Raw genomic sequence first — 11,241 nt, 5'->3', positions numbered from 1 at the left:
CCTTCCGGGAACGGATGCCCCTCAACGAGCCCATCAAGAACGACCTCTTGGAGTCGCCCTGGCTGTCGCAGCAGGCCATGGCGCAGCTCTTCCGGGGCGAGCTGAGCCGCTCCGACACCTGGCGCACGCGCCTGGACACGACGACGAACTGGGCGCTGACGACGACGGCGGCCGTCATCTCCTTCGGCTTCGCGACGCCGCAGAGTTCCCACGTCACCTTCCTCGTCGGCATCTGGATGGTGGTGTCCTTCCTGCTCGTCGAGGCGCGGCGCTACCGCTACTACGACTTGTGGAACCGCCGCGTGCGCCTGCTGGAGGACGGCTGGTGGGCCCCCATGCTGCGCCGCGAGCCGGTGGACCCGGACGCCCTGCGAGAGCTGGCGGTGGAGATGTCCCGCCCTCAAATCCAGCTCTCGTTGCTCTCCGCCATCTCCACGCGGCTCAACCGCACCTACGGGCCCATCCTGATGGTCCTGTTGGTGACGTGGTTCTTCAAGGTCTACAGCCACCCGAAGCCGCCGGTGGACTTCCTGGAGTTCGTCACCCGGGCCCACGTGGCCTGGATTCCGGGCCCCATCGTGATGTTGATCCTGGTGTTCATCACCATCACCGCGACCTACCTGTTCATCTCCTCGTTCTTCATCCGGGCGCCCCTGGGCGAGTTGCGCACACGCCCCCGGGGGCGACGCGCCGCGCTGTGGGAGTCGTTCTACCGGCCCTACGCCATCCGCCGGCGCCACCGGCCCACCCGCAGGCCTGCCCGGCGGCCAGACTCCGCGTCCGAGCACTGAGGGGCCCTTTCCTCCCTGGGCGGTCTCCGGGTGGCCCAGGGCCAGGGCCTGGCTCATGGACCCCATGCCTGGCCCTGTACGGTGGAAGTTTTCGTCCTTTCGGGTCCAGGGGTTTTGTGCTGTGAATCCGCACCCATGGCGAACACCCGCACTGTCACGGTCATCAATGGAGACGGCATCGGCCCCGAGGTGATGGCGGCCACCATCCGCGTCCTCGAGGCGCTCAAGGTACCGCTCGAGTTCGAGCACAAGGACGCGGGCGCGGAAGTGGTGGCCAAGTACGGCACCAACCTGCCCCACGAGACGGTGGAAGCGGTGCTGCGCAGCGGCGTCGCGCTGAAGGGCCCCACGGGCACGGTGGTGGGCGGCGGTCTGCCCTCCGCGAACGTGGGCCTGCGCAAGCGGCTGGATTTGTACTCGTCGCTGCGGCCCGTGAAGAGCGTGCAGAACGTGAAGACGCGCTACGAGAACGTGGACCTCGTCGTGGTGCGCGAGAACACGGAGAGCCTCTACGCCGGCCTGGAGCACATCATCGTCCCGGGCGTGGTGGAGTCGCTGAAGATCATCACCGAGAAGGCGTCCACGCGGATTGCCCGCTTCGGCTTCGAGTACGCCCGGAAGCACGGTCGCAAGAAGGTGACCGGCGTCCACAAGGCGAACATCATGAAGCTGTCGGACGGCCTGTTCCTGGACTGTTGCCGCAAGGTGGGCCGTGAGTATCCGGAGATCCACTACGAGGAAGTCATCGTCGACAACCTCTGCATGCAGCTGGTGAAGGACCCGACGCGCTTCGATGTGATGGTGCTGGAGAACCTCTACGGCGACATCGTGAGTGACCTGTGCGCCGGTCTGGTGGGCGGCCTGGGCATGGTGCCGGGCGCGAACATCGGCGAGCGCACGGCGGTCTTCGAGGCGGTCCACGGCACGGCGCCGGACATCGCGGGCAAGGGCATCGCGAACCCCACCGCGCTGATGATGTCGGCGGTGATGATGCTGGACTACCTGGACATGCGCGAAGAGGCCCGGCGCATGGAGGGGGCCCTCCACAAGGTTTACGGTGAGGGGAAGATTCGCACCGGCGACCTGGGTGGCAGCGCGACGACGCGCGAGTTCACGGACGCCCTCATCGCCGCGCTGTAGCAGTCACGACGGCCCACGCCGTCACACGAGCCCGGGTCGCCTCTCAAGGCGCCCGGGCTTTTTCGTGTCCGCGCCTCAGCCCACCGTCACCTTGCGAACGCCGCGCGCCTCCAGCAGCGTGGGCAGTCGCTCGCGCTGGTCTCCCTGGAGCACGAGCGTGTCGTCCTCCACCACGCCTCCGCAGCCCAGCGAGTTCTTCAGCGCCTTGAGCCACACCTCGCGCTGGGGCACGGGCAATTCCAGGTGCTCCACCACGGTGACTTCCTTGCCACCCCGCCCCTTGCGCTCCATCCGCACCACCGCGCGCGCGGGGCCCTTCGGCTCGGGCTTGCGCGCGGGTGCAGCGACAGGCGCCGCGGGGCCCACCGGCAGCGCCTCCCGCTTCGCCGCCAGCGCGGCGAAGGGATTGTGGAACGGCCCCACCGGTGCCGCTGGCTCGTCCTTCTTGTCACGCTTGCCCATGACGAGACCGCCCGCCGTTGCTCAGTGGTTGTGGCCCGCGTGGTCGTCCTGCGGCATCGCGCGCGGCGGAGGCAGCACGTCGAACGCGGGCGCGCTCGGATTCCCATCCGCCATCACCAGCGCGTACAGGAACGGCGCGGACGGCATCGCCTGCCGCCCGTTCACCACCACCAGCGGCGTGCCGGTGAACTGGTAGCGAAGCGCATACGACGTGTCCTCTTGAATCTTCGCCGCCGTGGCCGCGCTGGAGATGCACGCATCCAACTGCATCCGCGACATCGAGCCGGACGAAGCAATCTCCATCACCCGCTCCGTATCCAGCACCGCCTGCGCCGCGAAGAGCTTCTCCCGCAGCTCCCAGAAGTCCGGCGCGCCCTCCAGGCAGATTTGCGCCTTCGCCGCCACGCACCGCACGCTGGGCGCGTCCGGCCCGCGCTTGGGCATCGCCGGGTTGCAGGAGCCATCCAACGGGAACTGCCGGGCCTCCAGCGACAGCTTGCCTTCCGGCACGCGCTTCTTCAGCACCGCCAGCTCCTCCACCAACGCCTTGCAGTGGGGGCACTTGCTGTCGGTCCACTCGACAATCTTCACCGGCGCGTCCACCGGCCCATAGCGGTGACGCGCGGGCGCGGCGGCGGCCTTCGGCACGTCCCGCCGGTACAACGCCAGCGCGTTGGAGATGAACTGCTGCTGCTCCATCGGCAGCCCGCGCAGGTACGCCTCCAGCGACGCGGGCGTGGCCGCCTGCGTCGTCGACGACGACGACGAAGCCACGGGCAACAGCGACCCCGCCTTGGGCTGCGGCGAGGACAGCGAGCGGCCCGGCAGCAAGACGGCGATGAACACCGCGACGGTGACGCCCACCGTCCACTGCAGCGCGGGGACCCACTGGCCCGCACCGGCGGCCGGCAGCCCCTTCCACGCGACAGCCGCGATGGCCGCGACCAGCGCATACGTCCCCAGGCAGGTGGGGCACACCACGCCCGTCTGGAAGCTCGCGAACGCGAAGACGAGCACCGACGCGATACCCGCGCCGGCCGTCAGCTTCAGCCCCTGCGCCGCCGGAGCCACGGGCTTGCCCGAACGAGCGCGCGCCAGGTACAGCGCCGACAGCGCCACCACCGTCAGGCCCCACACCAGCCCCAGGCCGGCCACGGGGATGCCGAACAGCTCATGCAAGCGGGTGGCGAACGGCGAGTTCCACACCGTCTCGCAGTTCACCGTGTCGGACACGCCGCACACGGTGGAACCACCGGCGCGCAGCGTGAGCAACTGGCTCCACTGGAAGACGGACAGGACGCTCGCGGCCACGCCCAGCACCAGCAACACCACCCCGACACGGAAGGGAACGGGGGTGGCGGCTTTCTGGGGAGAGGACTTCGGACTCATGCGTGCTCCGGGGGCGGGGTCATCAGGACGAGCAAACGGGCGGAGGCGGGGCCTTCATTGGCGACACCGTGCTCGGCACCCGCGGGGGCGAAGACAGCCGCGCCCACACCATGGACCTCCTCCTCGGCACCGACGCGGAAGCGGCAGCGGCCGTCCAGGACGACGTAGACCTTGTCGGAGGTGGCGTGGTGATGCGGCTTCTGCGCCTGCCCGGGCGCCAGGCAGTAGACGTCGAGGAAGAAGCGCTCGGACTGGAAGACGTTGAGCTTCCGGAGCTTCTCCGGGGAGAAGTCCTGGAAGGACGACAGCTGCTTCACATCCATCGTGGCATTCGCTCCTTCGCCTCTATATAGCGACGGACATGGAACCGCTGTCTCTGCATTTTCTTCACGAAGAAGCGGGGGCCCGCTTCATCGATGTGCGCGGCCGGGAAGTCGTGGCCGGATATGGCAACGGCGAGGACGGCTACCGCGCCGCCCGGGAGGCCGTGGCGCTCCACGACGCCTCCTACCGCGAAATCCTCCGGATAACGGGGGAGGACAGGGCCTCCTTCCTACATGGAATGGTGACCCAGGAGGTGAACAACCTCCCCGTCGGAGCCGCCACCTATGCCGCCCTGGTGAATGTGAAAGGGGCCATGGTGGCGGATGCCCGCATCCTCAAGCGGGAGGCAGACCTCCTGATGGATGTGGAGCCGGGCCATGGCGCCAAGGTCCGGGAGTTCCTGGAGAAATACCTCATCTCCGAGGACGCGGAGCTGCACGAGGCGACGGGCGAGTACGCCATCCTCCGGCTGCTCGGTCCCCGGACGGCGAGCGTGCTGGGCGAGGGCTTCTCCCCCCTGGCGCACCACGCCACCCGGACCCTGACGCTCGCCGGCCAGGACGTCATCCTGGTGGGCAACACCTCGGTGGAGCCCCACGGTGTCGATGTGTGGGTGCCACGCGCGGGCGTCGAGGCCGTGTGGCGCGCATTGAGCCAGGCGGGCGCGGAGCCAGGCCTGAAGCCGCTGGGCTTCGAGGCGCTGGAGCTCCTGCGGGTGGAGGCCGGAGTCCCCCGGTACGGGCAGGACATGGTGGACACCACCATCCCCATGGAGGCCAACCTCACCGGGGCCATCTCCTACAACAAGGGCTGCTACATCGGGCAGGAGGTCATCGCCCGGGCGACCTTCCGCGGGCACATGAACCGCAAGCTGACGGGCCTGCTCCTGGGCGAGGCCGACGCCGCGCCCGGCACGGAGCTGCGCCGGGGCGAGAAGAAGGTGGGCTGGCTCACCAGCGTGGTGCGCTCCCCGTCCCAGGGACAGCGCGTGGCCCTGGGCTACGTGCACCGCGACTCGCTGGAGCCCGGCACCGAGCTGACGCTGGCCGGTGGGCCCGACACCGTGAAGGTCGCACCACTGCCCTTCAAGGGCTGAGCGCGACACGGCTGTCAGTGAAGCCGTGAGCCACTGACGACTTTGTCACCCGAGCCCCGGGGACTTCCCCCTGGGGCCGCGGAGTTACGGGCTGTTGAGTATGGAACGGGCCTTGCTCATCCGGCCCCCGCTCATGAAGCCCTCTTCACTGACGTGGTTGTCCTTCCTCTCCGGCGCCACGGTGATGGCGTCGGAGATGGCCGCCTCGCGACTGGTGGCCCCCTACTTCGGGAGCAGCACGCCCGTGTGGGCGGCGCTCATCTCCCTGGTGCTGGGAGGGCTGGCGCTGGGGGCGCACCTGGGCGGGCGCTGGGCGGACCGCGCGGAGCGACTGGAGCCGCTGCGCATGGCGCTGTGTGTCGCGGCGCTGCTGCTGGCCGCCCTGCCCTTCCTCGCGCGGGCGCTGCTGTCCGGGGCCACGGCGGCGGTGATGACGGGGCGTCCGCTGGAGGCCATGGGGCGCGTGGGGCTGGTGGTGCTGGTGGCGGTGCCCCCGCTGCTGGCGCTGGGGGCGGTGGGGCCGTTCCTGGTGAGGGTGGGGTTGGGAGGCGTGGCGTCGGCGGGGGCGCATGCGGGGCGGCTGTCGTCCGCGTCCACGTTGGGCAGCATCGCCGGGACGCTGCTGGCGGCCTTCGTCGTCCTGCCGTGGCTGGGCACCGCGCGCGCCATGGCCTGCTTCGCGGGGGTGCTCGGGCTGACGGCGGCGCATGGGCTCGGCTGGCGGTGGCGGGTGATAGCCGTGGGGGTGCCGGTGGTGGCGCTGGCGCTGGGAGTCCACGCGCTGCCGCGACATCCGCGCGCGCGGGACGTGGCCGAGTCACCCCATGCCTTCGTGCAGGTGCTGGAGTCACCCGAGGGGACGCGGAGCCTGGTGTTCAACGAGGGCTACGCGGTGCAGAGCACGTGGCTTCCCGGGCAGCCGGTGCGGGAGGAGGTCTTCGGGCACTACCTGCTGACGCCGGCGATGGCGCGCGCGGAGCCTCGGGCGCCCAGGGTGTTGCTGCTGGGCCTTGGCGCGGGCACCAGCGCGCGCGGGCTGCGGGAGACGTATCTCGGGGCGAGGGTGGTGGGCGTGGAGCTGGACGCGGAGGTCGTGCGGCTGGCGCGGACACACTTCGGGCTGGGGGCCGAGGTGGAGGTCCACATCGGAGATGCACGCGCGTTCCTGGAGGCGGACTCGCGGCGCTACGACGTCATCATCGTCGACGCGTTCCGCTTTCCCTATGTGCCCTTCCACCTGACGACGCGTGAGTTCGCGCGGAGCGTGGCGGACCACCTGGTTCCCGGAGGCGTAGCGTGCTTCAACGTGGGCCGCTTCCGCGAGGAGCGCGGTGTGGTGGACGCGGTGGGCGGCACGCTGGCGTCCGTGTTTCCTCACGTGCTCGCGGCGGATGCGCGCAACCCCAGCAACACGCTCTTCTTCGCGGGGGAGGAGGGCATGGCGGAGCGACTGGCCGCGAGGACGGAGCGGCTCCCGCTCTCGCTTCGCCCGCTGGCGACGCGCGTCGTCGGAGAGCTGCGCGCGGTGGCCTCGGCGGAGCCCCTCACGGATGACCGGGCTCCGGTGGAGCTGCTCACGGATGTCATCCTCCTGCGAGCCCTGGTGCGCACGGAGGGGCTGTAGTGAAGCCCCTGCCGCGCATGCCGGAGTTCCTCGCGCCGCTGCCCCTGGCGGCCGTGGCGCTGATGGCGGTGAATGACCGCTGGCTCAAGCCCACCTTCCACAACACGCTCACCGGCAAGCTGTCGGACGTGGCCATCTGCTTCTTCCTGCCGCTCTACGTGTCCGCGCTGCTGGCCCTGGTGACGCGCTGGCCTCGGAGCCTCCGGCTGGGCGCGGGAGCGGCGCTGACCGCCGTGCTGTTCACCGCGCTCAAGGTGTCACAGCCTCTCGCGGACCTCTTCTGTCAGTGGCTGCGTCCCCTGGGCGCGCCGCTCGGCCTCGACAGCTTCCGAGCGGTGGCCGACCCCACCGACCTGCTGACCCTGCCCTTCATCGCGGTGGCGGTGCTGTACGGCCGCGCCACGGTGCTCTCCCGGACACCAGCCGCGTCCCTCACACCCCCCGGAGCCTTGTCATGAAGCCCCTGCTGAGAAACCTCGCGTCCGTCGCGGTGCTGGCCACCACCGGGCTCCTGCTCCTCGCCGACTCGTCGCGCAAATGCGAGCACGGCACCAGAGACGTCACCTTCGACGTCACCGGCAACACCTGCGGCTCCAACGGCACCTTCCGCGTCCTGTCGGGTGAGGACGCGTGCGAAATCACCACGCAGGGGGCCTCGGCGCTGGGGTTCCCCGAGTTCGGCGATTCGACCCGAGACAGCGTGGACATTCCGAAGGGCGAATGGTCGCTGCATGACCCCAGCCTCACCGTGCACCTGGGCGCGGATGGGGGCGTCGTGCGGCCGGACGCGGGTTCCTCGACGAGCGTCCAGGCCAACCGCCACTGTGAGAACGAGCTGGATGGGAACACGCTGGTGCTGACGTGCATCGACCGGCGCGACGACCTGTCCGGCGTCGAAGTGGCCCGCTGCGGGGCGAAGCTCACCCCGCGCTGAGACTCTTCACCAGCCACCCCACCGCGCCTCCGCCCAGCACCAGCCAGGCGGAGTTGACGCGCCAGCGGATGAGCAGCACGGCGGACGCGAGCGCGAGCCCCACCGTCCAAGCGTCCACCAGCGCCGCCCGGCCAAGCTGCCACGTCACCACGGCCATCAGCGCCAGCGACGCCACGTTGACGCCATCCAGGAACGCCCCCGCCCTCCACGAGCGACGCAGGCGCGGCACCAGCGGCCCACTGAGCGCGACGAAGAAGAACGCGGGCAGGAAGATGCCCACCGTGGCGACCACCGCCCCCGTCATCCCCCCGAGCACGTAGCCGATGAACGTGGCCGTGGTGAACACGGGACCGGGCGTCACCTGCCCCACCGCCACCGCGTCCAGCAACTGCGCCTGGGTGAGCCATCCCCACCGCTCCACCAGCTCGGAGCGGAGGAACGCCAGCAGCACGTACCCACTGCCGTACAGCACCGAGCCCACCTTCAGGAAGAAGAGGAACAGGCCCTGCTGCGTGAAGGGCACGGCCGTGGTGGCAACGCCCAGGGGAAGCGCCAGCGCCCACGGCGACACGGGCAACAAAGCGGAGCGTCCCGAGGGCCCATGCTCCCGGCGGTGCTCGATTGCGCGCCACGCGAGGACGCCGAGCCCCGACAGCAACAGGAGCCACAGCTCGTTGACGCCGAGAAAGGCCGCCGCCGCGGACCCCAAGGCCACGACAGCGGAGAGCCGCGTCTTCACCACGGTGCGCGACAGCCCCCACAGGGCCTGCAGCACCACGGCGATGATGACGGCCTTCACGCCGTACAAGAGCGCGCCCACGTCCGGCAGGTCTCCGAAGCGCGCGTAGGCCCAGGCGAAGCCGGTGACGATGAGGAACGCCGGAAGGATGAAGCAGACGCCGGAGACCAGCAGCCCCGGCCACCCGCCGCGTCGGTGGCCGATGTGGATGGCCAGCTCCGTGGAGTTGGGGCCGGGGATGAGGTTGGCCGCGCCGAGCAGGTCCACGAACTCCTCGCGCGTGAGCCAGCGTCGACGGCGCACCACCTCGTCCTCCATGAGCGCGATGTGCGCGGCCGGGCCGCCGAAAGCGGTGGTGCCCAACCGGAGGAACAGGAGCGCCAGCTCCCGGAGCACGGGTGCGCTGTCTCTCGGCGCGGAAGGCGCGGGGCTCGCGGGCTCCTGGGGAGGCATCTTCACGAAAGCTACCCCAGGAAGAGGGATGCGCTTTCGAAACAACCTGGCGACTTCCCACCCGAGCACGGGCCTTGTCACCCGGGCCCCGTCCTGGATTCATGCCCGTCATGACCACCCATGACACCACGCTGCTCGCGGCGGCCGTCGTCGAGAGCCAGGCTGGCTACACGCAGTCGATTCGCACCGGCAAGCACCACTTCCAGGCGGACGAGCCCGCGGCGCTGGGAGGCGCGGACCAGGGCCCCGCGCCCTATCAACTGCTGATGGGCTCGCTGGGTGCGTGCACCGCCATCACCTTGAAGATGTACGCGGCCCGCAAGGGCTGGGACCTGGGCCCGCTCACCGTGAAGCTCAAGCTCTTCCGCGAGAACGACACCGAGCGCGTGGAGCGCGTGCTCTCCTGCGGCCCCGCCGTGAGCGAGGAGCAGCGCGCGCGCCTGCTCGAAATCTCCGCGAAGACGCCGGTGACGCTCACCCTCTCGCGGGCCCTGCGCATCGAGACGACCTTCGCCCCGGCGACGCCCACGCCCTGACAGCTCCGCGAGAGGGCCGCCCCCGCTCTCACTCGAGCGGGGACGACCTTCACGCGCCTCGGGCCTCAGCCCGGCGTCGCGTCGGGCTGCCGGTCCGGGTGGGACGCCTGGAAGGCGGGGTGCTCCGCGCACGCCGCTTCAATCCGCAGCAGCGTGGGGTACGGCGACAGGTCCAGCGCGAAGCGACGCGCGCCGTACAGCTGCGGCACCAGACAGACATCCGCCAGCGTCACCGAGTCACCCACGCAGAAGCGACCCACCGTGGGCTGCACCATCTTCTCCAGCGCCTCCAGGCCCCGGGTGTTCCAGTAGGCCCCCCACGCCTTGTCGTCGCCGTTCAGCTCGGCCTTGATGCGCTGCAGGACGGACAGATTCTGCATGGGCTGCATGCCGGAGTTCACATACTCCGCCAGCATCCTCGCGCGGGCGCGCAGGTACGCATCCTCGGGGAACAGCGACGGCGACGGGACGTGGTCCTGGAGGAACTCCAGGATGGCGAGCGACTGGGACAGCCGGCGCACGGTGCCGTCCGCCTCCGTCCACTCCAGCGTGGGCACCGTCCGCATGGGATTCACGGCGCGGTATGCGTCGGAGTTCTGCTGACCGCCGTCCTTCAAGAGATGCACCGCGACGTACTCGAAGGGCAGGCCCTTGAGGTTCAGCCCCAGTCGCACCCGCCACGAAGCGGAGGAGCGCCAGTAGTTGTGCAGGCGCAGGTCCTTCATGGCGTCTTCACCACCTTCTGGGAGATGCGACCGAAGACGCTCTGCCCGTCCTCGCCCATCATCTCGATGTCGATGGTGTCGCCGGGCTTCATGAAGGGCGTCTTCGGCTTGCCCTCCTCAATCGTCTCAATCATGCGCTGCTCGGCGAGGCAGGAGATGCCCCGGGCGCGGTCCACGTTGGACACCGTGCCGCTGCCCAGGATGGTGCCCGCGGTGTAGCCGCGCGTCTTGCACAGGTGCTGGATGAGCTCGAAGAAGGAGAAGTGCATCTCCGGGCCCGCGTCGGTGTCACCCACCTGGACGCCGTTGAGCACCGAGCGCAGGCGCAGGTGGATGCGGCCCTCGCGCCAGGCCGGGCCCACCTCGTCCGGCGTCACCGCGAACGGGCTGAAGGCCGTGGCGGGCTTGCTCTGGAAGAAGCCGAAGCCCTTGGCCAGCTCGTCCGGGATGAGGTTGCGCAGCGACACGTCGTTGGCCAGCATCAGCAGCTTGACGTGCTTGCCGGCGTCGGCGGCCTTCGTGCCCTGCGGCGTGTCGCCGAGGATGACGCAGACCTCGCTCTCGAAATCCAGGCCCCACGCCTCGTCCGCCAGCGGGATGTCCGCGGTGGGCGCCAGGAAGTCCCCGGAGCCGCCCTGGTACACCAACGGGTCCGTCTTCAGCGTGGCCGGCGGCTCCGCGTTGCGCGCCTTGCGCACCAGCATGACGTGGTTGATGTAGGCGCTGCCGTCAATCCACTCGTAGGCGCGCGGCAGCGGCGCATGCAGGGCCGTCTGGTCCAACGGGCGGCTCTGCACCGCGCCGGCCTCCAGCTGCGCGGCGAGCGCGCGCAACAGCGGCTCCTTCGTGTCCCAGTCGTCCAGCGCCGCCTGCAGCGTCAGGGCGACGTTGGTGGCCAGCGCATAGGCCGAGTTGTCCCGCTTGACGACGATGAGCCGCCCATCACGGGTTCCATCCTTGAGCGTCGCGAGCTTCAATCCCGGGCTCCCCGCGGCCCGGTGGAAACAGCGGGGGCCGCCTCATGTGCT

13 protein-coding genes are annotated in these 11,241 nt (G+C 70.1%); 7 read left to right on the top strand and 6 right to left on the bottom strand.

The genetic code is table 11. The features are described 5' to 3' along the window. Positions 1 to 14 precede the first annotated feature (14 nt). Both HUA76_RS13805 and HUA76_RS13800 read left to right on the top strand, forming a co-directional pair. Positions 15 to 791, top strand: coding sequence for a DUF2270 domain-containing protein (locus HUA76_RS13805; protein ID WP_141648885.1), 777 nt, complete (start codon positions 15 to 17; stop codon positions 789 to 791). A gap of 135 nt (positions 792 to 926) precedes the next feature. Then, positions 927 to 1,931, top strand: coding sequence for an isocitrate dehydrogenase (NAD(+)) (locus HUA76_RS13800; RefSeq protein ID WP_141648884.1), 1,005 nt, complete (start codon positions 927 to 929; stop codon positions 1,929 to 1,931). Positions 1,932 to 2,006: 75 nt separating this feature from the next. Here HUA76_RS13800 and HUA76_RS13795 read toward each other — a convergent pair whose 3' ends face one another. Genes HUA76_RS13795 through HUA76_RS13785 form a run of 3 tightly spaced genes read right to left on the bottom strand, consistent with a single transcriptional unit; the run spans position 2,007 to position 4,105 of the window. Next, positions 2,007 to 2,393, bottom strand: coding sequence for a translation initiation factor (locus tag HUA76_RS13795; protein ID WP_174461092.1), 387 nt, complete (start codon positions 2,391 to 2,393; stop codon positions 2,007 to 2,009). A 21-nt stretch (positions 2,394 to 2,414) separates the two neighbouring features. Further along, positions 2,415 to 3,782: a thioredoxin domain-containing protein gene (locus HUA76_RS13790; RefSeq protein ID WP_174461091.1), complete on the bottom strand. Its 1,368-nt coding sequence runs from the start codon at positions 3,780 to 3,782 to the stop codon at positions 2,415 to 2,417. Next, positions 3,779 to 4,105 (bottom strand): cupin domain-containing protein, encoded by a 327-nt coding sequence (locus HUA76_RS13785; protein ID WP_141648881.1) that lies wholly within the window; start codon positions 4,103 to 4,105, stop codon positions 3,779 to 3,781. The genes HUA76_RS13790 and HUA76_RS13785 overlap by 4 nt, the downstream gene beginning before the upstream one ends. Positions 4,106 to 4,143: 38 nt before the next feature. On the opposite strand from HUA76_RS13785, the gene HUA76_RS13780 reads away from it, so the two are divergent. The 4 genes from HUA76_RS13780 to HUA76_RS13765 all read left to right on the top strand — a co-directional run bounded on the left by HUA76_RS13780 (position 4,144) and on the right by HUA76_RS13765 (position 7,760). Next, positions 4,144 to 5,202: a folate-binding protein YgfZ gene (locus tag HUA76_RS13780; protein WP_174457947.1), complete on the top strand. Its 1,059-nt coding sequence runs from the start codon at positions 4,144 to 4,146 to the stop codon at positions 5,200 to 5,202. 133 nt (positions 5,203 to 5,335) lie between these two features. Next, entirely contained in the window at positions 5,336 to 6,826 is a 1,491-nt protein-coding gene (locus HUA76_RS13775) for a fused MFS/spermidine synthase (RefSeq protein WP_174461090.1), read from the top strand. Beyond that, on the top strand, positions 6,826 to 7,284 hold the full coding sequence (locus tag HUA76_RS13770; RefSeq protein WP_174461089.1) for a hypothetical protein: 459 nt from the start codon (positions 6,826 to 6,828) through the stop codon (positions 7,282 to 7,284). The genes HUA76_RS13775 and HUA76_RS13770 overlap by 1 nt, the downstream gene beginning before the upstream one ends. Beyond that, on the top strand, positions 7,281 to 7,760 hold the full coding sequence (locus tag HUA76_RS13765) for a hypothetical protein (RefSeq protein ID WP_141648345.1): 480 nt from the start codon (positions 7,281 to 7,283) through the stop codon (positions 7,758 to 7,760). The genes HUA76_RS13770 and HUA76_RS13765 overlap by 4 nt, the downstream gene beginning before the upstream one ends. Here HUA76_RS13765 and chrA read toward each other — a convergent pair. Then, complete coding sequence (chrA, locus tag HUA76_RS13760) at positions 7,747 to 8,952, bottom strand: chromate efflux transporter (protein WP_174461213.1); 1,206 nt, start codon at positions 8,950 to 8,952, stop codon at positions 7,747 to 7,749. The two genes, HUA76_RS13765 and chrA, sit on opposite strands and share 14 nt — an antisense overlap. A 110-nt stretch (positions 8,953 to 9,062) precedes the next feature. Here chrA and HUA76_RS13755 point away from each other — a divergent pair, with 110 nt between their 5' ends. Then, positions 9,063 to 9,488, top strand: a complete 426-nt coding sequence (locus HUA76_RS13755) for an OsmC family protein (protein WP_174457944.1) — start codon at positions 9,063 to 9,065, stop codon at positions 9,486 to 9,488. 65 nt (positions 9,489 to 9,553) lie between these two features. Here HUA76_RS13755 and maiA read toward each other — a convergent pair whose 3' ends face one another. Together maiA and HUA76_RS13745 are read right to left on the bottom strand one after the other, a co-directional pair. Next, entirely contained in the window at positions 9,554 to 10,213 is a 660-nt protein-coding gene (maiA, locus tag HUA76_RS13750) for a maleylacetoacetate isomerase (RefSeq protein WP_174457943.1), read from the bottom strand. Then, positions 10,210 to 11,190 (bottom strand): fumarylacetoacetate hydrolase family protein, encoded by a 981-nt coding sequence (locus HUA76_RS13745; RefSeq protein ID WP_174461088.1) that lies wholly within the window; start codon positions 11,188 to 11,190, stop codon positions 10,210 to 10,212. The genes maiA and HUA76_RS13745 overlap by 4 nt, the downstream gene beginning before the upstream one ends. Positions 11,191 to 11,241: the final 51 nt, after the last annotated feature.

It is taken from the genome of Myxococcus sp. CA056, assembly GCF_013336715.1.
Taxonomy (GTDB): Bacteria; Myxococcota; Myxococcia; order Myxococcales; family Myxococcaceae; genus Myxococcus; species Myxococcus llanfairpwllgwyngyllgogerychwyrndrobwllllantysiliogogogochensis.
This window is presented reverse-complemented; position numbering and strand designations above follow the sequence as displayed.

Coding starts and splice junctions, on each gene's coding strand:
- HUA76_RS13790 (WP_174461091.1), bottom strand. CDS start 3,782: ATGAGTCCGAAGTCCTCTCCCCAGAAAGCCGCCACCCCCGTTCCCTTC.
- HUA76_RS13775 (WP_174461090.1), top strand. CDS start 5,336: ATGAAGCCCTCTTCACTGACGTGGTTGTCCTTCCTCTCCGGCGCCACG.
- HUA76_RS13755 (WP_174457944.1), top strand. CDS start 9,063: ATGACCACCCATGACACCACGCTGCTCGCGGCGGCCGTCGTCGAGAGC.
- HUA76_RS13805 (WP_141648885.1), top strand. CDS start 15: ATGCCCCTCAACGAGCCCATCAAGAACGACCTCTTGGAGTCGCCCTGG.
- HUA76_RS13780 (WP_174457947.1), top strand. CDS start 4,144: ATGGAACCGCTGTCTCTGCATTTTCTTCACGAAGAAGCGGGGGCCCGC.
- HUA76_RS13765 (WP_141648345.1), top strand. CDS start 7,281: ATGAAGCCCCTGCTGAGAAACCTCGCGTCCGTCGCGGTGCTGGCCACC.
- HUA76_RS13795 (WP_174461092.1), bottom strand. CDS start 2,393: ATGGGCAAGCGTGACAAGAAGGACGAGCCAGCGGCACCGGTGGGGCCG.
- HUA76_RS13800 (WP_141648884.1), top strand. CDS start 927: ATGGCGAACACCCGCACTGTCACGGTCATCAATGGAGACGGCATCGGC.
- maiA (WP_174457943.1), bottom strand. CDS start 10,213: ATGAAGGACCTGCGCCTGCACAACTACTGGCGCTCCTCCGCTTCGTGG.
- HUA76_RS13785 (WP_141648881.1), bottom strand. CDS start 4,105: ATGGATGTGAAGCAGCTGTCGTCCTTCCAGGACTTCTCCCCGGAGAAG.
- chrA (WP_174461213.1), bottom strand. CDS start 8,952: ATGCCTCCCCAGGAGCCCGCGAGCCCCGCGCCTTCCGCGCCGAGAGAC.